At 65.1% G+C, this 23210-nt stretch carries 23 protein-coding genes; 1 reads left to right on the forward strand and 22 read right to left on the reverse strand.

Translation table 11 applies throughout. The annotated features are described in order from the left end of the window. Window positions 1-11 precede the first annotated feature (11 nt). From ASG79_RS01665 to ASG79_RS01725, 13 genes are all read right to left on the reverse strand, one after another. A complete protein-coding gene (locus ASG79_RS01665) occupies window positions 12-1340 on the reverse strand; it encodes an alpha/beta hydrolase (RefSeq protein WP_056387984.1) in 1329 nt (442 codons plus the stop codon). A gap of 5 nt (window positions 1341-1345) precedes the next feature. Further along, window positions 1346-1777 (reverse strand): DUF2550 domain-containing protein, encoded by a 432-nt coding sequence (locus ASG79_RS01670; protein ID WP_018768399.1) that lies wholly within the window; start codon window positions 1775-1777, stop codon window positions 1346-1348. A 10-nt stretch (window positions 1778-1787) separates the two neighbouring features. Next, complete coding sequence (locus ASG79_RS01675) at window positions 1788-2072, reverse strand: F0F1 ATP synthase subunit epsilon (RefSeq protein ID WP_018760117.1); 285 nt, start codon at window positions 2070-2072, stop codon at window positions 1788-1790. A gap of 1 nt (window position 2073) precedes the next feature. After that, a complete protein-coding gene (gene atpD / locus ASG79_RS01680) occupies window positions 2074-3528 on the reverse strand; it encodes a F0F1 ATP synthase subunit beta (protein ID WP_056387986.1) in 1455 nt (484 codons plus the stop codon). Window positions 3529-3611: 83 nt separating this feature from the next. Next, window positions 3612-4502 (reverse strand): F0F1 ATP synthase subunit gamma, encoded by an 891-nt coding sequence (locus tag ASG79_RS01685; RefSeq protein ID WP_056387988.1) that lies wholly within the window; start codon window positions 4500-4502, stop codon window positions 3612-3614. A gap of 72 nt (window positions 4503-4574) precedes the next feature. After that, window positions 4575-6212 carry a F0F1 ATP synthase subunit alpha gene (atpA, locus tag ASG79_RS01690; RefSeq protein ID WP_056387990.1) on the reverse strand — a complete coding sequence of 546 codons (1638 nt, stop codon included), beginning with the start codon at window positions 6210-6212 and terminating at the stop codon, window positions 4575-4577. A 78-nt stretch (window positions 6213-6290) separates the two neighbouring features. Then, a complete protein-coding gene (locus ASG79_RS01695) occupies window positions 6291-7118 on the reverse strand; it encodes a F0F1 ATP synthase subunit delta (RefSeq protein ID WP_056387991.1) in 828 nt (275 codons plus the stop codon). Then, complete coding sequence (locus ASG79_RS01700; RefSeq protein ID WP_018768405.1) at window positions 7118-7669, reverse strand: F0F1 ATP synthase subunit B; 552 nt, start codon at window positions 7667-7669, stop codon at window positions 7118-7120. Before ASG79_RS01700 ends, ASG79_RS01695 begins: the two co-directional genes overlap by 1 nt. Before the next feature lie 54 nt (window positions 7670-7723). Further along, complete coding sequence (gene atpE / locus ASG79_RS01705; protein WP_003804776.1) at window positions 7724-7942, reverse strand: ATP synthase F0 subunit C; 219 nt, start codon at window positions 7940-7942, stop codon at window positions 7724-7726. A 109-nt stretch (window positions 7943-8051) separates the two neighbouring features. Continuing rightward, window positions 8052-8852: a F0F1 ATP synthase subunit A gene (atpB, locus tag ASG79_RS01710; protein WP_026265641.1), complete on the reverse strand. Its 801-nt coding sequence runs from the start codon at window positions 8850-8852 to the stop codon at window positions 8052-8054. Window positions 8853-8933: 81 nt separating this feature from the next. Continuing rightward, on the reverse strand, window positions 8934-9272 hold the full coding sequence (locus ASG79_RS01715; protein ID WP_018768407.1) for an AtpZ/AtpI family protein: 339 nt from the start codon (window positions 9270-9272) through the stop codon (window positions 8934-8936). Then, on the reverse strand, window positions 9265-9747 hold the full coding sequence (locus tag ASG79_RS01720) for a hypothetical protein (protein ID WP_056387992.1): 483 nt from the start codon (window positions 9745-9747) through the stop codon (window positions 9265-9267). The genes ASG79_RS01715 and ASG79_RS01720 overlap by 8 nt, the downstream gene beginning before the upstream one ends. Window positions 9748-9858: 111 nt before the next feature. After that, window positions 9859-10971 (reverse strand): MraY family glycosyltransferase, encoded by a 1113-nt coding sequence (locus tag ASG79_RS01725; RefSeq protein WP_018768409.1) that lies wholly within the window; start codon window positions 10969-10971, stop codon window positions 9859-9861. Between the two features lie 275 nt (window positions 10972-11246). Between ASG79_RS01725 and ASG79_RS01730 the strand changes: the two genes are divergently transcribed. Beyond that, a complete protein-coding gene (locus tag ASG79_RS01730; RefSeq protein ID WP_056387994.1) occupies window positions 11247-12143 on the forward strand; it encodes a glycosyltransferase in 897 nt (298 codons plus the stop codon). A gap of 40 nt (window positions 12144-12183) precedes the next feature. On the opposite strand, the gene ASG79_RS01735 is transcribed toward ASG79_RS01730, so the two are convergent. The 9 genes from ASG79_RS01735 to lysA form a co-directional block, all read right to left on the reverse strand. Continuing rightward, complete coding sequence (locus ASG79_RS01735) at window positions 12184-12942, reverse strand: WecB/TagA/CpsF family glycosyltransferase (protein ID WP_056387995.1); 759 nt, start codon at window positions 12940-12942, stop codon at window positions 12184-12186. After that, on the reverse strand, window positions 12942-13754 hold the full coding sequence (locus ASG79_RS01740; RefSeq protein ID WP_056387997.1) for an L-threonylcarbamoyladenylate synthase: 813 nt from the start codon (window positions 13752-13754) through the stop codon (window positions 12942-12944). Before ASG79_RS01740 ends, ASG79_RS01735 begins: the two co-directional genes overlap by 1 nt. Beyond that, a complete protein-coding gene (gene prmC / locus ASG79_RS01745) occupies window positions 13751-14638 on the reverse strand; it encodes a peptide chain release factor N(5)-glutamine methyltransferase (protein ID WP_056387999.1) in 888 nt (295 codons plus the stop codon). The genes ASG79_RS01740 and prmC overlap by 4 nt, the downstream gene beginning before the upstream one ends. 37 nt (window positions 14639-14675) lie before the next feature. Then, a complete protein-coding gene (gene prfA / locus ASG79_RS01750) occupies window positions 14676-15749 on the reverse strand; it encodes a peptide chain release factor 1 (protein WP_018768414.1) in 1074 nt (357 codons plus the stop codon). A gap of 106 nt (window positions 15750-15855) precedes the next feature. Beyond that, window positions 15856-18039 carry a transcription termination factor Rho gene (gene rho / locus ASG79_RS01755; RefSeq protein WP_056388001.1) on the reverse strand — a complete coding sequence of 728 codons (2184 nt, stop codon included), beginning with the start codon at window positions 18037-18039 and terminating at the stop codon, window positions 15856-15858. 293 nt (window positions 18040-18332) lie between these two features. After that, complete coding sequence (gene thrB / locus ASG79_RS01760) at window positions 18333-19307, reverse strand: homoserine kinase (RefSeq protein WP_018768416.1); 975 nt, start codon at window positions 19305-19307, stop codon at window positions 18333-18335. Between the two features lie 2 nt (window positions 19308-19309). Then, a complete protein-coding gene (gene thrC / locus ASG79_RS01765) occupies window positions 19310-20416 on the reverse strand; it encodes a threonine synthase (protein WP_018768417.1) in 1107 nt (368 codons plus the stop codon). After that, complete coding sequence (locus ASG79_RS01770; RefSeq protein WP_018768418.1) at window positions 20417-21733, reverse strand: homoserine dehydrogenase; 1317 nt, start codon at window positions 21731-21733, stop codon at window positions 20417-20419. Continuing rightward, a complete protein-coding gene (gene lysA, locus ASG79_RS01775) occupies window positions 21734-23206 on the reverse strand; it encodes a diaminopimelate decarboxylase (protein WP_018768419.1) in 1473 nt (490 codons plus the stop codon). Window positions 23207-23210 lie beyond the last annotated feature (4 nt).

Consider the following 23210-nt stretch of genomic DNA (forward strand, 5'->3'; position numbering starts at 1 on the left):
TTTCCTGGTGCTCACCACTGCAGCCCCCACTGGCTGCCAAGGAACTGCAGCGCATCCGCGAACCGCTTGGAGGACGTATCCCAGGAGTGGCCCGTGTGCTCCACCTCGTGTGCCTGCACGGTGAAGCCGGCGGCCTCTGCCGCAGCCGCCAGCGTGTGGAGGTTCCCCACGAACTCGGGATCGTTCTGGCCTGCAGTAAGGTACATGCCGCTGGACTCAAACCGTTGGTGTTTCATGATCTCCAGTGGAGTCTGCTTGGTGAATTCATCTGGGTTTCCGGGAAATGCTGCGTCTATGGTCTTCTGCCGCTCCTTGGCAATGGCAGGTTCGGCCTCGCTGGAGAAGGCGAGCACGTCGGCGTAGACGTCGGGATGCCGGGTTCCCATCTGCACGGCACACGTGCCGCCGAAGGAGAAGCCACCCACAGCCCAGTGGCTGTGGTTGGTATCCACCGCCAGGGTGGAACTGATCCACTGAGGTACATCCTGTGAGAGATAGGTGTCCGCGTTGGCAATGCGGCTGTCCATGCACATGGTGTTGGCGGACTGCGACCCGTTGGGATCCGGAATGACCACCACCGGGGACACTCCGCCGTGTGCCGCGGCAAAGGAATCCATGTGACCGCGGATTGCGCCGCCGGTGAGCCAGTCCGCCGGCCCGCCCGGCTGTCCGGCCACCAGAACCAGTACCGGCAATGCGGGCCGGTTCGCCGCAAAGTAGGCCGGCGGAAGGTAGATGTAGGCCTCACGCGTGTTCATCCCGGACTGCGTTCCAGGGATCGCGGACTTCCGCAGGACGCCCCCGTCCGGCAGCTCCCCTTCCGGCTTCCACCCCTGGAGGGGTACGCCGTCGGACGCGCCCGGACGGCGCATAAGGTCCTGTTCAAGGGCCGGTATCCGGGCCAGGGCCGTACCCAGCAGATCGCTCACGGTCCTGTTGAGGCCAAAGTACGCGTTGACTTGGATCGCCGAGAGCAGCACCACCAGCAGTGCGGCGAGGATCCCTCCCCCGCGTCCGCCCCAGCTGCTCCGGGGCAGCCGGAGCAGGCCCAGGAGAAGAGCCGCAACACCGGGCACAATCCACAGCAGGACGGGGTCCGGCAGGTCCTCGGGGAAGGTGGAGAAGATGTTGATGAGCGCCCAGTGCACCGTACCCACCAGCGCAAAGGCGGCTGCCGCGGCGGTGACGATGCGGACCGCCCACGCCCGGGCGCGGTGCCCCGGCGTCATGGAGGCGCGCCAGGGTGGCACCAGGAGATAGGCGGCGCCGCCCATTCCCAATACCAGGACGGTCCCATACAGTGGACCGTCCGTGAGCCGGATGTCTGAAAGCCAATCCACGTCGGCTAGCGCCAGGTCCCCACGCCTATCACCGGACCTGCCTCAAGCCAGGATGAAAGACCCGTATATGCGTCGAACTTCATGGCAAGGTGCAGGTCCTGCCCCTCATAACGGAGCTCAACGATCACCACGTCCGGTTGGACCTTGACGGCTTCCGCCTCCGTGGGTTTCCGGCGGCCCAGCAGCTCCAGCGAACTGCGCTTGAACGTGTATTTGGGACGCACGCTCAAGGAGATGAGCCTGAACCATTCAAGGTCGTTGTCCTGATAACGACAAACCCCCATCTGCCAGCTGTTTCCAGCAACGCAAATGGAGGCGTCCACCGTGCCGAGGGCACGCCGCAGGTTGAAGCGGCGCACCCCCGAAAGGCACAGTGCAATGATCAGCAATCCGAAGGCGATTGCCAGTGCGATGAACGGAATACCCGGTGCGTCCATCAAGGTCGTGCTAGCGGATCCCAGCGGTAGCCGAGCCGCCCAGCTGGGCGTTGTCAGCAACGATAACCACGCGGTTGTTGTCGACCGAGAAGAACCCGCCGTCGACGTCTACCGCAATACGGTCCCCGGACACCGGCTGGATGGCCAGTTCACCCTCGGCCAGGATCGCCAGCAGGGGCGAGTGGCCGGGCAGGATTCCGATTTCACCATCGCTGGTGCGGGCCTTGACCATCTTGGCCGCTCCGGACCACACGAAGTGGTCCGCTGCGACAATCTCAACCTCAAGCTCAGCCATATTACTTGGTCTGTTCCTGGATCTTGGCCCACTGGCGCTCGACGTCGTCGAGGCCGCCGACGTTGAAGAACGCCTGCTCCGCGACGTGGTCCAGCTCGCCGTCGCAGATGGCCGAGAAGCCTTCAACGGTGTCCTTGATGGAAACCGTGGAGCCCTCAACGCCGGTGAACTGCTTGGCGGTGTAGGTGTTCTGCGAGAGGAACTGCTGGATGCGGCGTGCACGGGAGACGACGATCTTGTCCTCTTCGGAGAGTTCATCGACACCGAGGATGGCGATGATGTCCTGGAGTTCCTTGTTCTTCTGCAGGATCTGCTTCACGCGGACTGCCGTGTTGTAGTGGTCCTTGCCGATGTACTGGGGATCCAGGATGCGGGACGTGGACGTCAGCGGGTCAACGGCCGGGTACAGACCACGGGAGGCGATTTCACGGGAAAGTTCCGTGGTCGCGTCGAGGTGTGCGAAGGTCGTGGCCGGAGCCGGGTCGGTGTAGTCATCTGCGGGGACGTAGATGGCCTGCATCGAGGTGATGGAGTGGCCCTTCGTGGAGGTGATGCGCTCCTGAAGGAGGCCCATCTCATCCGCCAGGTTGGGCTGGTAGCCCACGGCGGAAGGCATGCGGCCCAGCAGGGTCGATACCTCGGAGCCGGCCTGGGTGAAGCGGAAGATGTTGTCGATGAAGAGCAGCACGTCCTGGTTCTGCACATCGCGGAAGTACTCCGCCATGGTCAGCGCGGACAGGGCCACACGCAGACGCGTTCCCGGCGGCTCGTCCATCTGGCCGAATACAAGGGCAGTGTCCTTGAGGACCCCTGCCTCTTCCATTTCAACCCAGAGGTCGTTGCCCTCACGGGTACGCTCGCCAACACCGGCGAAGACCGAGGTACCACCGAAGTTGCGGGCAACACGGGTGATCATTTCCTGGATCAGCACGGTCTTGCCCACACCGGCGCCGCCGAAGAGGCCGATCTTTCCACCCTTAATGTACGGGGTGAGGAGGTCGATGACCTTGATGCCGGTTTCCAGCATCTCGGTGGAACCTTCGAGGGAGGCGAAGCTGGGGGCCTTGCGGTGGATTGGCCAGCGCTCGGTGATCTCCAGTTCCGACTCGGCAACGTCCAGGGGCTGGCCCAGCACGTTGAAGATGTGTCCCTTGACGCCGTCACCGACGGGAACGGAGATCGGGGCGCCGGTGTCCACCACGGACGTGCCGCGGACGAGTCCATCGGTGGCCTGGAGGGAGATGGCGCGGACGAGGTTGTCACCCAGGTGCAGCGCAACTTCGAAGGTGATGGTCTTGGTTTCACCGTTGAGAGTGATCTCGGTGGTGAGGGCGTTGTAAATCGACGGGATTGCGTCAGCCGGGAATTCGACGTCGACAACCGGGCCGATTACGCGCGCAATACGGCCGGTTGCACCGGACGTTGCGGCTACGTGTTCGGTAGCAGTGGCAGTCATCTCTCTCACTTCATTCAGTAGATGGCGTGGGGTTAAGTCTATCTGTGGTGGTGCTGGTTACGCGGGAACCGAGGTGGTGGAGGCTAGGACGCAAGAGCGTCGGCACCGGCAACAATCTCGGAGAGTTCCTGCGTGATCTCGGCCTGGCGGGCCGTGTTGCGCAGACGCGTGTACTTCTTGATCAGGTCTGTCGCGTTGTCGCCTGCGGACTTCATCGCCCGCTGGCGGGCGGCGAGCTCGGAAGCTGCTGCCTGCAGCATGGCTGCGAAGATACGGGATTCGATGTAGCGCGGCAGCAGCGCGTCAAGAACCCGCTCGGCTTCCGGCTCAAACTCGTACAGCGGCAAGAGGTCCGATTCAGATGCAGCCTGTTCTTCCACAACTTCAAGCGGGAGCAGCCGGATGACCGTCGGCTCCTGGGTGACCATGGACTTGAAGCGGGTGTAGACGACGTGGATTTCCTCTACGCCGCCCTCTTCGAACTCCGTTGCGAATTCCGACAGCAGAGCTTCGCCGATCTCACGTGCGGTCGCGAACTCGGGCGCGTCGGTCCCCCCGGTCCAGACCCGCGCATACTCGCGGTTCCGGAAATCGAAGTAGGCCTGGGCCTTGCGTCCGACGACGTAGGTCTTGACTTCCTTGCCTTCTTCGTGAAGAAGCTCGACGAGGCCTTCCGCCTGCTTCAGCACGCTGGCAGAGTAAGAACCGGCCAGGCCGCGGTCCGAGGTGATTACCAGGACGGCGGCACGGCGGATCTGCTCCGGCTCGGTGGTCAGCGGGTGGTCGATCTCGCTCTGGCTGGCGACAGCAGAAACGGCGCGCGTAATCGCGTTCGCGTAAGGCAGTGAAGCTGCTACGCGCGCACGGGCCTTGCCGATGCGCGAGGTAGCGATCAGTTCCATCGCCTTGAAGATCTTGCGCATCGACGTGGTCGAGCTGATCTTCTGGCGGTAGACCCGGATCTGGGCTCCCATACTTATCCTTTCCTAGCGTTCCCTGCAGCGGGTGCGCCGGACCCGTGGGCCCGGCACACCCGGTCAGTGGAACTAGCGCTTCTGCCTGACGATTTTTTCCTGGTCAACCTGGGCCTCGTCGATGGGGGCGTGCTCTTCATGCCCGGCACCAACCAGCAGGTTGTCGCCCTCGCCGAAGAACCCCTTCTTGAAGTCGACAATCGAGGACTTCAGGGCCGCAACGGTGTCGTCGTCCAGCACGTTGGTCTGGGCCAGCGTGGTCAGGATCGAGGACTTGTGGCGCAGGTGCTCCAAGAACTCCGACTCAAAGCGGCTGATGTCTTCAACCGGAACGTCGTCCAGGTAGCCGTTGGTGCCGGCCCAGATGGACACAACCTGGTCCTCGACCGGGAACGGTGAGTACTGGCCCTGCTTCAGCAGTTCCATCAGGCGTGCACCACGGGTCAACTGCTGGCGGGATGCTGCGTCCAGGTCGGATGCGAACATCGCGAAGGCCTGCATATCGCGGTACTGGGCCAGATCCAGCTTCAAGGTGCCGGATACCTTCTTCATGGATTTCACCTGGGCGGCACCGCCAACGCGGGACACCGAGACACCCACGTCAACAGCGGGACGCTGGTTGGCGTTGAAGAGGTCCGACTGCAGGAAGATCTGGCCGTCGGTGATGGAGATGACGTTGGTCGGGATGTAGGCGGACACGTCGTTCGCCTTCGTCTCGATCAGCGGCAGGCCCGTCATGGAACCGGCACCGAGCTCGTCGGAAAGCTTGGCACAACGTTCCAGCAGGCGGGAGTGCAGGTAGAAGACGTCGCCCGGGTAGGCTTCGCGTCCCGGCGGACGGCGGAGCAGCAGCGACACGGCGCGGTAGGCTTCGGCCTGCTTGGACAGGTCATCGAACACGATGAGGACGTGCTTGCCACCGTACATCCAGTGCTGGCCAATGGCCGAGCCTGCATACGGTGCCAGGTACTTGAAGCCTGCGGGGTCCGAAGCGGGAGAAGCCACAATGGTGGTGTATTCCAGCGCACCGTTGTCCTCGAGCGTCTGGCGGATGGCGGCGATGGTGGACGCCTTCTGCCCGATCGCCACATAGATGCAGCGGACCTGCTTGGTCACATCGCCGGAAGCCCAGTTGGCCTTCTGGTTGATGATCGTGTCGATGGCAATGGCAGACTTGCCGGTCTGGCGGTCACCAATGATGAGCTGGCGCTGGCCGCGGCCGATCGGGATCATGGCGTCGATCGCCTTGAGGCCGGTCTGCATCGGCTCGTGCACCGATTTGCGCTGGGTCACGCCGGGAGCCTGGAGCTCCAGGGCGCGGGTGGTCTCGGCCTTGATCTCGCCGAGGTCGTCGATGGGCATGCCCAGCGGGTCGACAACGCGGCCCAGGAAGGCGTCGCCCACGGGAACGGACAGAACCTGTCCGGTGCGGTGTACTTCCTGGCCTTCTTCGATGCCGGTGAAGTCACCGAGGATGATGACGCCGATTTCGCGGACGTCGAGGTTCTGGGCAAGGCCCAGGGTGCCGTCCTCAAAGCGCAGCAGCTCGTTCGCCATGACCGAGGGAAGGCCCTCAACACGGGCGATGCCGTCACCAGCGGTGGTTACGCGGCCGACCTCTACGCGCTCTGCGTTTCCGGGTTCGTAGGACGCCGCGAACTCGTTCAGCGCATTACGGACGTCGTCGGCGTTGATGGTCAATTCGGCCATCTGCAGTCCCTGCTCTCCTGTTTGTGATCACCGCAAGCGGTGACCGGGGTTTCTATCAGTTAGGTTGTGCTTGTCCGGCTAGCCGGCCAGCTGGCGCTGCAGCTCGCCCAGCTTGGTGAGGACCGAAGCGTCAAGCACTTCGTCACCAACCTGGACGCGGATGCCGCCAATGAGTGCCGGGTCAACATTGAGGTTGACCTTCAGTTCCCGCCCGTACATGGCATTCAGGCCAGCCTGCAGGCGGGCAAGCTGCGTCTGCGTCAAAGGACGGGTCACGCTGACCGTCGCAATCCAGCGCTGCTGCCGCTTGGCCGCAAGCTCGGCGAACCGCTGCACCAGCCGGGTGGGCTTGATGCCGCGGGGCTGGGTTACAGCCTGGACAATGAGGACTTTCGCTTCCTCACTGGCGCCGGGCACAAGCTTCTCCGCAAGTACAACCTTGGCTGCACCGCTGGCCTGTGGTTCGGACAGAGCACGTTGTACCTCATGGCTGGAGGCAACAGCCTGGTTGAAGGAGAACAGGTCGTTCTCCAGCTCTTCCAGGCCAGTGATTCCGGAGGCAGAAACGGCCGACTTGTTTTCAGCAACGGAAATGACCACCGTTGCGGCAAGAGTCTCGAGTGCATCGCCGATATCACGGGCGTTTGCCCAGCGTGAGCTGGCCAGTCCGCCTGCAATGTCTGCAGCATCAGCGGAGACTTTCCCGCCAACCAGCTGCTTGACCAGCGCCGACTTTTCGTCACCGTTGCGGGACGGGTCAGTCAGGGCGCGGCGCAAGCCAGCCGAGCTGTCCACCATTCCCAGAATTCCGAAGAGTTCCTTTGCCAGCTGCAGCGACGCGGTGGGAAGCTTTGCTTCCAACTCTGCCAGCGCTGTTGCCAGCGATTCGCTCGATACGCCTGCCATTACTTAGCTGCACCTGCGTTCTGGGACTCCAGATCTGCCAGGAAGCGGTCCACAACCCGCGCTGCACGCTCATCATCGTTGAGCGATTCGCCCACGATGCGGCCTGCCAGGGTGGTGGCCAGGGTGCCTACCTCAGAGCGCAGGGACACAACGGCCGCCTGGCGCTCGGATTCGATCTGTGCGTGGGCCTGCGCGGTGATGCGGGCAGACTCTGCTGCCGCCTTCTCCTTGAGATCCGCGAGGATCTGGGCACCTTCGGCGCGGGCTTCCTCACGGATGCGGTTGGCTTCGGTGCGGGCGTCGGTCAGCTGCTGCTTGTACTCTTCGAGTGCAGCAGACGCCTCAGCCTGGGCCTTTTCAGCCTTGGCGATACCGCCTTCGATGGCCTCGGCACGCTCTGCGAAGGTCTTCTCGAACATCGGGACAACAAACTTGACCACGATGAAGAAGAGGATGGCAAAGCCCACGAAGACAACCAGCATTTCCCAGGCATTGGGAATAAGTGGGTTGACGTCGCCTTCAGCGGCGGCTGAGATGATCAGCTGATGCATATTTCACCCGTCCTTATCTACTCGGTTCTGAATGTTCGCTGAAGTTCTGAAGGTTTACTTGAGAACGAAAGCGAAGACCAGGCCCAGGATGGCGAGTGCTTCGGTCAGCGCCAGGCCAAGGAATGCGATCGGCTGCAGGACGCGCTGGGCTTCCGGCTGACGTGCAACGCCGTTGATGTAGGCAGCGAACACGAGACCCACACCGATACCACCGCCGATAGCCGAGAGGCCATAGCCGATGAGGTTGAGGGAGCCGTTGATGGAGCCTTCCATTTTTTTTCCTTTCAAGATGCCACTTTGTGTGGCAGGTTGTTTGGGTTGCTTCATCCCCGCGAGGGGAAGACTGTGGTGGGCCGGCGGAGCGTCGCTCCCGGCAGGGTGCCTAGTGGCTGTCGGCGTGAAGGGCGCCTTCGATGTAGATCGCGGTCAGCAGCGTGAAGACGTAGGCCTGCAGGACCATGATCAGGGCTTCGAGCATGTACATGGCGATGGCACCTGCCAGCACCAGGACGGACGTTCCCTTCAGCAGCACGTTCTCCTGCATGATGAGGTATTCGATGCCGGAACCGGCGATCATCACGATCAGGTGGCCGGCCAGCATGGTCGCGAACAGACGGAGGCTGTGCGTGACGGGCCGGACAACGAAGTTGGAGATGATTTCGATCGGGATGACGATCGGCAGGATGTACCACGGCACGCCCGAGGGGACGGTGGCCAGCTTGAAGTAGCGCAGGCCGTTCTTCTTTACGCCGATGGCGATCCAGGTGACATAGACCAGGCCGGCCAGCACGTACGCTCCACCCACGTGCGAGAACGTGGGGAGCTGGAACACCGGGATGGCGCCGTAGATGTTGTTGACCAGGATGAAGAAGAACAGGCTGAACAGCAGGGGGACGTACTTCATGAAGTCCCTGCCGCCGATGATGTCCTTGGCAATGCCGTTGCGGACAAAGCCGTAGGCGGCCTCTCCGGCGAACTGGAGCTTGCCGGGTACCAGCTGCTGCTTGCGTGCGGCGAGCACGAAGAAGACTGCGATAAAGACGACAGAGAGGAGGACCAGCAGCATCTGCTTGGAGAATCCTTCTGCGGCACCCCACGGCAGGATTGCCGGCAAATGCATTTCGTTAATACCAGGAGGAGTGAACTCTCCTGAATCTTGGGCCGGGAGCGCAAGCGCGATCAACGCGTTTCCTCTCTGCAGTGTCCATCATTGGGCGTTGGGCGGGGTCCGGCAGCCTGACAGCCTGCTGTTCCCCCTGTGAAATTATTTGGCACTATCTTTTCCGTCCTGGGACGGTGCGCTGGGAGCATGGCGCTCATCAGCAATTTTTCGGGAACTGGTGAGGCCGTGCATGTGGGAAAGGTAGAAACCTCCGACGGCTCCGAGCAGAGCGCCTGCGAGCACAATCCAGCGCGTTCCCCACAGATAATCCAGTCCCCACCCTATCAAACTCCAGACGATGATTCCGCCAATGATGTAGCTGAATACAGCCATTCCAGCGTTGTAGCCGCCATCGGTGGAGGCGTCGGAATCGGTTGCTGCGGAGCCGTTGGATCCGCGTTTGCCATGTGCGGCAGCCGCGGGCTTCTTCTGGTCACGCATGGGTTGCTCCCTTGTCATCTGGATCGTTGTAGATCTGGAGGCGGGCCCTGCTGAATCCGTGGATCTCAGCGGCCTGCCACAGGACGACCGCCACCACGGCGCCGATGATGAACCAACGGCCGTGGAGCCATTCAGGGGCGCCGATGACGAACAGGACGACCGCGAATCCAACTACCTTGATGAAATAGGTGGCTACGAACATCCCTATCGCGCCGGACGGGTTCCCGCGTCCCACGAAGTGGCCGATCAGCAGGCTGATGCCGAAGAACAGCATGACCAGCAGGCCACCGAGCACGCTGGAGACCGCGCCGCTTGCTCCGTTGAGGAGTCCGGCGGGAATGGCACACAGGACGAGCCCTGCACCGGCGGCGATCGAGCTGCGCTTAAGCAGGTTCAGCCACAGCGAGCGGGTGGGACCGGAGGCACCAACGTGTCCGTTGCCGGAGGCAGGTCCGGACTCGGCGTTGGAGGTCATTCGATCCCAATCGTCGGCACCACATGGCAAATGGCCAGGAGGCAGGGGGTGGAGTGGCAGCTTGGGCTGCCCTTAAATTCTACATGAGATAGAAATAATTCAGAACCGGCGTTACGCCGCAGTTTCCCCGTTGCCGCGGGAAAGGTATGGCCATGCGGTCACCAGTCCCATCACCAGGGTGGCGAAGATGTCGACGGCGAGAACGACCTGCCAGGGGAAGACGGCAAAGGCCAGGCCGCCGAAGGACAGCACGGCGGTCCAGAGATACATCAGGATCACGGCGGTGCGGTGGGAGTAGCCGATGTCCAGCAGTTTGTGGTGCAGATGCCCGCGGTCGGCGGACCAGGGCGAACGCCCGCGGGCCGTGCGGCGGACCACTGCGAGGCCCAGGTCCAGCAGCGGAAGGAAGAGCACGGCGAAGGGAAGCAGGATGGGAATCACGGTGGAAATACCGTTGGCACGGTCATACAGGCCTGAGGAGATCTGTCCTGTGGACACGACGCCGGCCGAGGCCATGAGCAGCCCGATCAGCATGGCGCCGGAATCGCCCATGAAGATCTTCGACGGAAAGAAATTGTGTGGCAGGAACCCCAGGCACCCGCCTACCAGGACGGCCGTAATGAGGGTTGCCAGGTCCGAGTAGTCCAGCAGCACAGCGTTCCGGTGCACCCAGTAGGCGGTGAAGAAGAACGCCGTTCCGCCGATGATGGCCACGCCTGCAGCAAGGCCGTCCAATCCGTCAATGAAGTTGAAGGCATTCATGGTGGTGACGATGAGTCCCGCCGTCAGCACCACGCGGAGTGTCCCGTCCTGGAGGTAGATGGGGTCGGGCACCCACGGGACGATGGTCATTTGGACACCCCAGATGGCCACGGTGAGTCCGGCGGCGCTTTGACCGATCAGCTTCACCCACCAGCGGATGTCCAGCAGGTCGTCCGCCACGCCCACCAGGACGATCACCGCTGCACCGGCGAGGACCCCCCAGGGGGAGAAATTGTTCCGGTAGATGTCCTTGACGAAAAAGGACTGGCTGGCGAGGACCAGTGCCACCATGACACCGAGGAAGATCGCCACGCCGCCAAGCCTGGAAACGGGGGTGGAATGCATGTCACGGCTGCGGATGGGCAGGTGCAGTTCAAGCCGGTGCCCCACGATGCGGGCGCCCCACGTGGCAGCGTAGGACACAATGGCAGCCACCAGTCCCATGAGCATGTACATGATCATGGGACTGGAGCCGTTTCAGGATTGGTGGTGTCGAAGCCGCTCGGCTGCCCTGGCAGCCGGTCCGTGGTCGGTGGGCTCACTGGCCGGGAATCTGTTCTTCGATAAATGAAACTTCTCCGTCGCCGAGCGCGCAGCAGGCAGTGTTCGGTGCCGTACAGGGCTGTATTACAGTGGACTCTAGTCAAAGATACTAGTGCCACCGGCACCATGGCTCCGCGCCACACGGGCGCATATCAGGCGGGGAACTCCCTGGCGGCCATGCTGAAAGGACCTCCATGACCCCCCGCATTGCGGTTGCCGCCGTGACGTTCGACCGGCCCAAGGAACTGTCTGTGCTGCTGGATTCGATCAACGCGCAGAGCCTGCGCGTGGACACCATTTGCCTGGTGGACAGTGGCACCACGCCTGCACGGGAGGTGGCCGAAAAGCACCGCAATGTGGACTACGTCCGGTCCGAAGCCAACCTCGGGGGCGCGGGCGGATTTGCGCTGGCCGCCCTCAAGGCAGTCGCCAGCGGTGCCCGCTGGATTTGGATGATGGACGACGACGCCGAGCCGGCTGATCCCGAATGCCTGGCCACGCTGCTGCGCGAGGCCGAGGCGCGCGACCTGGAGACTGTGGTTCCCCTTGTCACGGCGCCGGGCCATCCCGACCGGCTGTCCTTTTTCTTCCGCCTGGACGGCAAGGTGACGCACGACCGGGCAGAGGTGGAGAAGCTCGGTTTCCTTCCGGACGACGGCCACTTCTTCAACGGCGCGCTGATCCGCTCGGACGTGTTCTTCAAAGTGGGCTTGCCGGATATGCGGCTGTTCATCCGCGGCGACGAGGTCGATTTCACCATCCGGCTCCGCAAGGCCGGCATACGTTTTGGGACGGTCACCACCACGGCCATCACGCATCCGCACGCCTTCACGGAAACGCAGCATGTCTACGGCGCCCGCTGGCATGTCATCGTCCCCGACTCCGCCTTCAAGCGCTATTACTACTACCGGAACCGCGGTTACCTCATCCGCCGGTACTTCCGGGTGCGCTCTTTTGTGGCCGACGCCGGCGGGTACCTGGGCTACTTCCTGCAGCGCCGCGACCTGCCGGGCTTTGTGGCCTGGGCGCGCGCCTTTGGCACGGGTCTGCGGGGCAAGGGCTTTGGCCCCCTGGAGGACCAGAAGTTCTAGCCAGCGCCCCTCTCCCGGTTTCAGACCAGCCGCGGCCGGTTCAGGCCCTGGTCCGCAGCCGGCGCGCGGCCAGGAGCCACAGCAGCACCCACGGCTCGCCCAGGACCCGGTACGCCACGCGGCGGGGATGCAGGAGCAGGCGCCAGGCCCACTCCAGCCCCATCCTGCCAAGCCACCGCGGCGCCAGCTTCTGGACCCCGGCCAACTGCTCGATGGCGCCGCCCACGGCACAGTAGACGGCCGGGGGCATGTCGCGCAGCCGCCGCTGCAGCACGTCCTCCTGCAGCGGCATTCCCAGGCCAAGCAGGACCATCTGGGGCTGTTCACGGTGCAGCCATGCGACAGCGGCTTCCTCCAGGGCAGGACCCCAGCCTTCGCCGGGCAGGCCGGACACGCGGGCGCCCGGAACGATCGCCTTCAGCCGGCTGACAGCTCCGGCGTTCGCGTCCGGACCGGCGCCGATCACGGCGATCCGTTCCAGCCCCCGGACCTGGTCCAGGGCCGGCAGCCAGTCGGTGGAGCCCAGCCGGTAGTCCATGACCGGACCGTCGGCGTTGCCGGTCCTCCCCCAGAGCCACAGCACCGGCGCCCCGTCCAGGAGCACCACATCGCTTTCCTCGTAGAGGCGGCGGAACCCGGCGTCGGACAAGGCCAGCGTGACGCTGTGCAGGTTGTGGCCCAGGACGGTGCGCGTGGAACCTTCCGCCACGTAGCTGCTCAGTTCCGCAACGAGTTCAGGCACCCGCAGCGGAGTGGCATGGACGTCCAGGACGGGAATGCGTTGGCGCTCCAGCGTCATCAAGGCTGCGGGTCTCCGGCCGGCGTGGCGGGTTCCGCTGCTGTACCCGTGACCGCGGAGGAGCCGGACGCAGCAGGCGCGGACCCGGCGTCGTTCCCGTCCTCCCCTGCCGCGGGCTGCGCCGGTGCCGCTTCCTTCTCCGCCATAGGGATTTCACCCAGGCCAAGGACGCCCGGGACGTGCTCGCGCAACCGGTCCAGGCTCACTGCCCCGTTGCGCACCACGCGCAGGATGGGGCCGGTGGCATCCACGATGGTTGACGGCACGCCGGCTTCGCCTTCCAGTGGGCGCGGGCCGCCCTCCAGGTAAACCTCCACCGAGTCCGCCAGCTGTTCCCGCGCCGCTGCGGCAGTCTGCGCAGGGGCCTGGCCGGTGCGGTTGGCAGAGGAAACGGCCAGCGGGCCCGTCAGGGTCAGCAGTTCCAGGGCGACCTCGTCGGCGGGCATCCGGAGCGCCACCGTTCCCTTGGTTTCGCCCAGGTCCCAGTCAAGGGACGGCTGGGCGTGCAGGATCAGGGTCAGGCCGCCGGGCCAGAAGGCTTCTGCCAGCTTGCGGGCTTCGGCCGAAACCTCGGTGGCCAGGCCGTCCAGGGCGTTGATGCGGGGAATCAGGACAGGCGGGGGCATGGTGCGGCTGCGCCCCTTGGAAACCAGCAGCATGGTGACGGCCTGCGGCGAGAACGCGTCTGCGCCGATGCCGTAGACGGTGTCCGTGGGCAGCACGACGCACTTCTTTTCTCTGATGGCGCGCTGGGCATGTTCCAGGCCGCGTGCCCGTTCGTCGTCAATGGTGCAGTCATAAGTAGTGGTCACTGGCCCATTCTTTCATTCCGTATGGCCTGGTCCGCGAGCACGGCACTTGTGGCGCGCTCCTTGCCGTTGAGGTCCAGGTGCGTCGTGATGGCTGTCCAGGATCCGGTCCTGGCAAGCATGGCGGCTATCCAGCCGGACTGGACTTCCGCGTGTTCCATGACGAAGTAGCCGCCGGGACGCAGCAGCCGGGCAGCGGAGGCGGCCGCCGCCGTCGGAAGTTCCATGCCGTCGGCTCCCCCGCCGTACAACGCCTCGGGCGGGTCGTGCAGGGCCACTTCCGGTTCGTTGGGGATGGCCTCGGCGGGGATGTAGGGCGGGTTGGAAACCACGACGTCGACTGTCCCGTTGAGTTCCGGAAAGGCGTCGCGCAGGTCCCCCAGGACCAGGTTGACGCCCAACGGTGCCAGGTTCTTGGCCGCCCAGGAGTGCGCAAACGGGCTGAATTCGACGGCGTGGACCTCGGCGCCCGGTACCTCGTGCGCAATGGATCCGGCAATGGCGCCGGAACCGGTCCCCAGGTCCACGATCCGGGGCCGTTGCATGTCCTTGACGTGGTCGATGGCCAGCTGGACCACGGATTCGGTCTCCGGCCTCGGGATGAACACCCCGGGCCCCACGGCCAGTTCAAGGTAGCGGAAGTGGGCGACGCCGGTGATGTGCTGCAGCGGAGTCCTGCCGGCGCGTTCGGCCACGAGGGCTTCGTAGCCTTCCGGTGCCGGCGCATCGCCGAGCATCATGGCGCGAAGCCGGCCGAGCCCTACGTTCAGCAGGTGGTCCGCAAGCAGCTCCGCGTCCACGCGCGGGCTGGGAACGCCGGCGTCCCGCAGGATGGCGGTGGCCTCGCTGACGGCATCAGCGAGCGACTGGCCTGGCCCGAATGTCATGTCCTGTATTTCGTGTCCTGATGGTGCGCCGGGCGGACTAGTCGCCGATGGCGTCCAGCCGCGCCTGCTCGTCCATCTCGATGGCGGACTGGATGACCGGCTCCAGGTCCCCGTTCATGACCTGGTCAAGGTTGTAGGCCTTGTAGCCGGTGCGGTGGTCCGCGATCCGGTTTTCCGGGTAGTTGTAGGTGCGGATGCGCTCCGAACGGTCCATGGTGCGGATCTGCGACTTCCGCTGGGCCGAGTTCTCGGCGTCGATCTGCTCCTGCTGGTGCGCCAGGATGCGTGCCCGCAGGACGCGCATGCCGGCCTCGCGGTTCTGCAGCTGTGATTTCTCGTTCTGCATGGCCACCACAATGCCGGTGGGAAGGTGCGTGATGCGGACGGCGGAGTCGGTGGTGTTGACGGACTGCCCGCCGGGGCCCGAGGAACGGTAGACGTCGATCTTGAGGTCGTTGGGGCTGATCTCGAGTTCTTCGGGCTCGTCAACCTCGGGCAGGACCAGCACGCCGGCAGCGGAGGTGTGGATGCGGCCCTGGGATTCGGTGACGGGCACGCGCTGGACGCGGTGCACGCCACCTTCGAACTTCAGCCGTGCGTACACGCCCTCGGCGGGGTCGTTGGAGTTGCCCTTGACCGCCACCTGGACGTCCTTGTACCCGCCGAGGTCCGATTCGGTGGCGGAGATGATTTCGGTCTTCCAGCCGCGCGACTCGGCGTACCGGGTGTACATGCGCAGCAGGTCGCCGGCGAACAGCGCGGCCTCGTCGCCGCCTTCACCGCCCTTGACCTCAAGGATCACGTTGCGGGCATCGTCAGGATCCCGGGGAATCAGCAGGCGGCGCAGCTTGGCCGCGGCAGTCTCCATCGCGGCTTCGAGTTCAGGCACCTCGGCGGCGAACTCGGGGTCCTCGGACGCCATCTCCTTGGCGGCGGCAAGGTCATCACGGATGCCTTCCCACTTGTGGTAGGCCTCGACAATGCCATTGAGCTGAGCCGACCGCCGCCCCAGTTTCCGGGCAAGCCGCTGGTCAGCATAGACAGCAGGATCCCCCAGCTGCGCCTGGATGGCATCATGCTCATCAAGCAGGCCCTGTACGGACTCAAACATTTAAAACCTCTTTCGACTTGTACAAGTCTAGTTTCGCCGGGTGGCTGGTAGGACACGCCAAAGGGCGGGGCCCGCAGATTATGCGACGGCCCCGCCCCTGACTCAGCTACTTGTCGTTATCCGACTTCGCACCAAGCGTCGTCTTCTGGACCTGCATGAGGAACTCGACGTTGCTCTGGGTTTCCCGGATCTTGTTGGTGAGCAGTTCAAGGCTCTGCTGGGTCTCGAGTCCGGAGAGGACGCGGCGCAGCTTCCACATGATCTTGACTTCCTCGGGGGAAAGCAGGTTTTCCTCGCGGCGGGTGCCGGACGCGTTGACGTCCACGGCGGGGAAGATGCGCTTGTCGGCCAGCTGGCGGGACAGGCGGAGCTCCATGTTGCCGGTGCCCTTGAACTCTTCGAAGATGACCTCGTCCATCTTGGATCCGGTCTCCACGAGGGCGGTGGCCAGGATGGTCAGCGAGCCGCCGTTTTCGATATTGCGGGCGGCACCGAAGAAGCGCTTGGGCGGGTAGAGGGCTGCGGAGTCCACACCACCGGACAGGATGCGGCCGGAGGCCGGTGCTGCCAGGTTGTAGGCGCGGCCCAGGCGGGTCATGGAGTCCAGGAGGACCACCACGTCCATGCCCATCTCCACGAGGCGCTTGGCGCGTTCGATGGAGAGTTCGGCCACGGTGGTGTGGTCGTCGGCGGGACGGTCGAAGGTGGAGGCGATGACCTCACCCTTGACGGTGCGCTGCATGTCCGTGACTTCTTCGGGACGTTCGTCCACCAGCACCATCATGAGGTGGACCTCAGGGTTGTTGGTGGTGATGGCGTTGGCGATGGACTGCAGGATGAGCGTCTTGCCGGCCTTGGGCGGCGAAACGATCAGGCCGCGCTGGCCCTTGCCGATCGGGGCCACCAGGTCAATGACCCGGGGGCCGATCTTCTTGGGGTCCGTCTCGAGGCGCAGGCGCTCGGAGGGGTACAGCGGGACGAGCTTGGCGAATTCGACGCGGTCCTTGAGTTCCTCAGGCGTCTTGCCATTGACAGAAGTGACGCGGACAAGGGCGTTGAACTTCTGGCGGGCGGACTGCTGGCTGCGGTCCTCGCCGTCACGCGGTGCACGGATGGCGCCGACCACGGCGTCGCCCTTGCGCAGGTTGTACTTCTTGACCTGGGCGAGGGAGACGTAGACGTCGTTCGGGCCCGGCAGGTAGCCGGAGGTGCGGATGAACGCGTAGTTCTCCAGGACGTCCAGGATGCCGGCGACGGGCAGCAGCACGTCGTCTTCGGTGATTTCGACGTCGTCCACGTCCGGGCCCTGGTTGCGGCCACGGCGGCGGTCGTTGCGGTCGCGGAAGCGGTCGTTGCGGGAGTTGTCCCGGTCCTGGCCACCGGAGCGGTCGTTGCGGTCGTTCCGGTCGCGGCGGTTACGGCGGTTGCGGCGGCTTCCGCCGTCGCTGTCATCGTTGTCGCGGTTGTCCCGGGCACCTTCACGCTGGGCACCTTCACGCTGGCCGGCGTCGCGGCTGCCGCTGTTGTCACGGCCGCCGTCCGAGTCGCGGGAGGTGTTGTCACGGCCGCGGGTGCGGCCGGCTTCACGGCGTTCGGTGCGCTGGCCGGCGTCGCCTGCTTCGGTTGCGGGGGCTTCGGTGCGCTGCTCGGTTGAACGCTGCTCCGTTGAACGCTGCTCGGTTGAACGCTGTTCCGTGGCGGGCTGTTCTGCCGGGGTTTCGGCCGGGGCTTCCTGGACAGCGGCAGCGGCTTCGCTGCGGCGGCGGTTGCGGGTGCGCGGCTGGCGGCGCTCAGGGGCGCCTTCAGTGGCCTCCGCAGTTTCCGCAGGGGCGGCCGACGGCGCCTCGACGGTGGTACCGGCAGGTGCGGCGGGGGTTTCCACAAGGGGAGCTTCGGTTGCCGGGGAAACCACGCCGTCACTGACGGCGCGGCGGCTGCGGCCGCGTCCACGGGCACGGGTGCCTTCCGCGGCGGGAGCTTCGGCGGCCGGGGCCTCCGGAGCGGAAGCCGGTGCAGCTGCGGCCGGGGCCACGGCGGATTCCGTAGCCTTTGCCGCAGCCTTTGCGGGGGCCTTGGCAGTGAGTGTTCCGGCACGGTGGGCGGAAATGGCCGAGACCAGGTCCCCCTTGCGCATGCGGGATCCACCCGAGATACCGAGCTGGCTGGCGAGAGCCTGCAGCTGGGCGAGCTTCAGGCCGGCAAGGCCGCTGCTCTTGGCGGTTGCGGCCGGTGATTCGGCAGCAGAAGTTGAGTGTTCCACAGCTGGCGACAGCTCAGTGGTTTCGGTCACGAAGGATCCTTCCCCCTCGACGGCGTCCAGACTGGGAGCTGGGCGCGATGATTTGATCTGGGCTGCAGTTCAGATCTGCAGCCGGGATTTCGGCCTTGCCGGTTGGATTTCGGCCAGCAGGGCCGGATACTGATTCACCTTGCACTGCGCCCATGGCGCAGCGCCGGACTGACGGTTCAGGGGCAGTTGAATGCTGCAGATTCCTGCGACAGACCAAGCAGGCGGCACCGGAATACATTCACAGTCGTAGATCAAATAGCAACTGAATGCAGGAGCAGATCAGATAGGCGGAATTACCGCCGGTGCAGTTCAACCTTAGCACCTTCAACGTCCACTGCGAGCTTCAGGACGCGCCAGCCGATGTCCGGCGTGTTCTCCGCCGTGTAGGCCTTGATGAAGGCGAGGGCCTTGCCTGCCTGGTCTTCACCGTTTGCCAGCACCAGGACGGTGGGCCCGGCACCGGAAACCACGGCCGCGTAGCCCGCTTTTCGGAGTGCGCCGATCAACGCGGCACTGGGCCGCATGGCGTCCGCGCGGTAGCTCTGGTGCAGGTAGTCCTCGGTGCCCGGCAGCAGGAATTCGGGGTTCTGCGTCAGCGCGTGGATCAGCAGCGCCGCCCGGCCGGAGTTCATGGCGGCAGCGTGGTGTCCCACAGATGCCGGCAACAGGGCGCGGGCTGCCTCGGTGGAGAGTTCGTAGTCAGGTACCGCCACGATGGGGATGACGGACGTGGCCACCGTGGCACTGGTGCTGCTGTACTGCTCACTGTCCTGCCATGACAGCGCCAGGCCGCCGAAGATGGCGGGTGCCACGTTGTCCGGATGGCCCTCCAGTTCACTGGTGAGCTGGAGGATCCAATCCTTTCCGCGCTGGTCCCCGGCCGGCACCATGGCATTTGCAGCCGAAACTGCGGCCACCACCGCTGACGCGGATGAGCCCAGCCCCCGGCCGTGCGGGTTGACGTTGTCCGCAACCACCCGCAGTCCGCCGTGCCGGTAGCCCAGCCGCTCGAAGGCCGCGTCCATGGCGCGGACCACCAGGTGGCTGGCATCCCGCGGCAAAGTGTCCGCGCCCTCGCCGCGGAGCTCAAACACGAGTTCATCCGTGTCGAGGCTTTCCACGGTGAGGGTGTCATGCAGGGCCAGAGCGAGCCCCAGGCTGTCGTAGCCCGGACCGAGGTTGGCGCTGGTGGCGGGCACCCGGACGCTGACGCGCTGCCCGGGCTCGATCAGGTGCAGTCCGACAGTGGCCTGCGAGGTGGTGTCCAAGGCTATTTTTCTTCCAGTCCCAGCTCAGCGGCGACAGTAACCACGTCATTCGGTACCTTGACGGGCTGGACTTCGCTGCCGTCTTCCGTGCGCAGGGCCCACTGGGGGTCCTTCAGGCCGTGCCCGGTGACGGTGATGACGATGGTCTTGCCGCTGGGAACCTCGCCGGCGGCGTGCTTCTTGAGCAGGCCCGCCACGCCGGCAGCGGAGCCGGGCTCCACGAACACGCCTTCCCTGGCCGACAGCCAGCGGTGGGCGTTCAGGATTTCCTCGTCGGTGACGGCATCGATGAGTCCACCGGATTCGTCACGTGCCCCTACGGCCCCGTCCCAGGAAGCGGGGTTTCCGATGCGGATGGCCGTGGCGATGGTGTCCGGCTCGGTGATCGGGTGGCCCGCCACGAACGGTGCTGCCCCGGCTGCCTGGAAGCCCCACATGGCGGGCGTCCTGGTGGCGACGGCGGGCAGGGTGCCGGCCGTGTCGGATTCGAAGGGGGCTGAATACTCCTTGTAGCCCTTCCAGTATGCCGTGATGTTGCCGGCATTGCCCACGGGCAGGACGTGGATGTCCGGTGCGTCGCCCAGGGCATCGACCACTTCGAAGGCGCCGGTCTTCTGGCCCTGGATGCGGGCAGGGTTGACGGAGTTGACCAGGAAGACGGGGTACGACTCCCCCAGCTTGCGGGCGATGTCCAGGCAGTTGTCGAAGTTGCCGTCCACCTGCAGGAGGGTGGCGCCATGGGCGATCGCCTGGCTCAGCTTGCCCATGGAGATCTTGCCCTCGGGCACCAGGACGGCGCACTTCAGGCCGGCGGCGGTTGCGTAGGCGGCGGCTGAAGCGGACGTGTTGCCGGTGGACGCACACACAACGGCCTTCGCACCGGAGGCTACCGCCGCGGTCATGGCCATGGTCATGCCCCGGTCCTTGAAGGACCCGGTGGGGTTCATCCCCTCCACTTTCAGGTAGACCTCGGAACCGGTGAGTTCTGAGAGCTTCTGCGCGTGGACCAGCGGGGTGCCGCCCTCCCCCAGGGTGATCACCCGGGTGGACTCCGTCACGGGCAGACGGTCAGCGTATTCGCGGATGACGCCGCGCCATTGGTGAGCCACTTAGACTCCTTCTACCCGCAGAACGGATGTAACTGAATTGATGACGTCCAGGCCCTTTACGGCCTGGACGGTGGCTGCAAGGGCAGCCTCTGATGCGCGGTGGGTGACAATCCGCAGTTCGGCCGACTCCACGTTGGATTCCGCATCCCGGTGGATGGTCTGCCGCATGATTTCGATGGAGACGCCGTGCTCGGCGAACAGCTGGGCGATCCGGGCAAGCACGCCGGGCTGGTCTGCAACATCCAGGCCGATGTAGTAGCTGGTGGTGGCCGCTTCGATGGGCAGCGCCGGGACGTGGCCGGTGGTGGTTTCCGTGCGCTGGGGTCCGCCCAGGACCAGCCGGCGGGCGGCCGACACGAGATCGCCCATAACGGCAGACGCCGTGGGGGTTCCCCCGGCGCCCTGGCCATAGAACATCAGCTCGCCGGCGTTTTCCGCTTCGATGAACACGGCGTTGAAGGCACCGCGGACCGCGGCCAGCGGATGTTCGCGCGGCAGGAGGGTGGGGTGGACACGGACGGACACGCCTTCCTCACCATTGGCGTCGGTCAGCTTCTCCGCGATGGCCAGCAGCTTGATCACGAAGCCGGCGTCCTTCGCCGCGGCGATGTCGGCAGCGCTGACGTTGGTGATTCCCTCGCAGTGGACGTTCTCCAGGGCGAAGCGGGTGTGGAAGGAGAGCGAGGCCAGGATGGCGGCCTTGGCGGCGGCGTCGTGGCCTTCGACGTCGGCCGTGGGGTCGGCTTCCGCGTAGCCAAGGCGCTGGGCCTCGGCGAGGGCGTCCGCGAACTGGGCACCGGTGGAATCCATCTGGTCAAGGATGAAGTTGGTGGTGCCGTTGACGATGCCCAGCACCCGGGTGATCCGGTCGCCCGAGAGGCTGTCGCGGATGGGGCGGAGGATGGGAATGGCACCGGCCACGGCAGCTTCGTAGGAGAGCTGGACGTGGGCCTTGTCAGCCTCTTCGTAGAGGGTGGGGCCGTCCTGGGCCAGGAGCGCCTTGTTGCCCGTCACGACGCACGCGCCGTTGCGCAGCGCGGAGAGGATCAGGGTGCGGGCCGGTTCGATGCCGCCCATCAGTTCGATGACCAGGTCGGCGTCCTTGACCAGGGTGTCGGCGTCGGTGGTGAAGAGCTCCTGCGGCAGGTCAACGTCGCGCGGGGCGTTGACGTTGCGCACGGCGATGCCGCTGAGCTGCAGGCGGGCACCTGTCCGGGCGGCAAGGGCATCGGCGTCCTCAAGGAGGATCCGCGCAACCTGGGCCCCAACGTTGCCACAGCCCAGCAGGGCTACTTTCAGCGTTCGCATTTCCGTCATTCAGGCTCCCATGTCGCGGTTCAGCAGGTCTTCTTCGGTTTCCCCGCGGACAATCAGCCGGGAAGATCCGTCGCGCACCGCGACAACGCCCGGCCGGGCCAGATAGTTGTAGTTGCTCGAGAGGGCCCAGCAGTAGGCGCCGGTTCCCGGTACAGCAAGCAGATCACCGGCTGCCACGTCCTCGGGCAGATATACATCTCTAACAACTATGTCGCCGCTCTCGCAATGTTTGCCCACCACGCGGGACAGCTGCGGCGCCGCGCCGGACGTCCGCGAGGCCAGAACGGCCGAATAATCCGCGTCGTACAGCACTGGCCGGGCGTTATCGCTCATGCCACCGTCAACCGAAACATACCGGCGGGGATACGTAACGTTGTTGCCCGCGTCACCGTCCGCGGAAGCCGCAGGGGCATCCACGCGGACCGTCTTCACGGTGCCCACCTCGTAAAGGGTGAACGTGGTGCTGCCCACGATGGCGCGCCCGGGCTCGATGGAGATGCGGGGCGCGTCAATGCCCAGCTCGGCGCAGGTGGAACGCACGACGGCGGCCATCGCCGTGGCGATTTCAGCGGCGGGGCGCGGGGTGTCCACCGGGGTGTAGGCAATCCCGTATCCGCCCCCGAGGTCCAGTTCCGGCAGGGTGATGGAGTATTTTTCCTGCATGGCGGCCAGGAAGCGAAGGAGCTTCTCGGCGGCCAGCGCGAAACCGTCCGGTTCGAAGATCTGCGACCCAATGTGGCAGTGCAGGCCCAGCAGTTCGATGCCGGGATGGGCTGTGGCCGCCGCCACTGCTTCCTCGGCGGCCGAGATGCCGGCCTCGTCAGTGGTGTCGGCTGCCATGGAGAGGCCGAACTTCTGGTCCTCGTGGGCAGTGGCGATGAACTCGTGGGTGTGGGCGTGCACGCCGGGAGTCAGCCGAAGCATGACCTTGGCCTGTTCACCGCGGGCCTCGGCGATGGTGCCCACCCTGTGGAGTTCGGCCAGGCTGTCCACCACGATCCGGCCCAGTCCCATGTCCAGGGCCCGGTGGATTTCGCCGTCGGACTTGTTGTTGCCGTGCAGCGCGACGTCCGCGCCGGGAATTCCGGCCCGGTGGGCCACGGCGAGTTCGCCGCCCGAGGCGGTGTCCAGGCGCAGCCCTTCCTCTTCCACCCAGCGGACCACCGCGGTGCAGAGGAACGACTTTCCGGCGTAGTAGACGTCCACTCCCCCGCAAATATCGGCAAAGGCGTCGTTAAAGGCGTCGCTGAATGCCCTGGCCCGGGCACGGAAGTCGTTCTCGCTCATCACGAAAAGCGGGGTGCCGTACTGCCGCTGAAGCTCGCTGACGGGGATGCCGTCAATGCTGAGTTCGCCGTCCCCGTTGCGTGCCACGTCGCGGGCCCACATCGGTTCGTGGAGGGCATTGAGGTCGTCCGGAACCGTGAGCCACTCCGGGGCAAGCGGAGAAGCCTGGGCTGCTGTGTGCGTCACCGGG

This window comes from Arthrobacter sp. Soil761, from assembly GCF_001428325.1.
GTDB lineage: Bacteria > Actinomycetota > Actinomycetes > Actinomycetales > Micrococcaceae > Arthrobacter.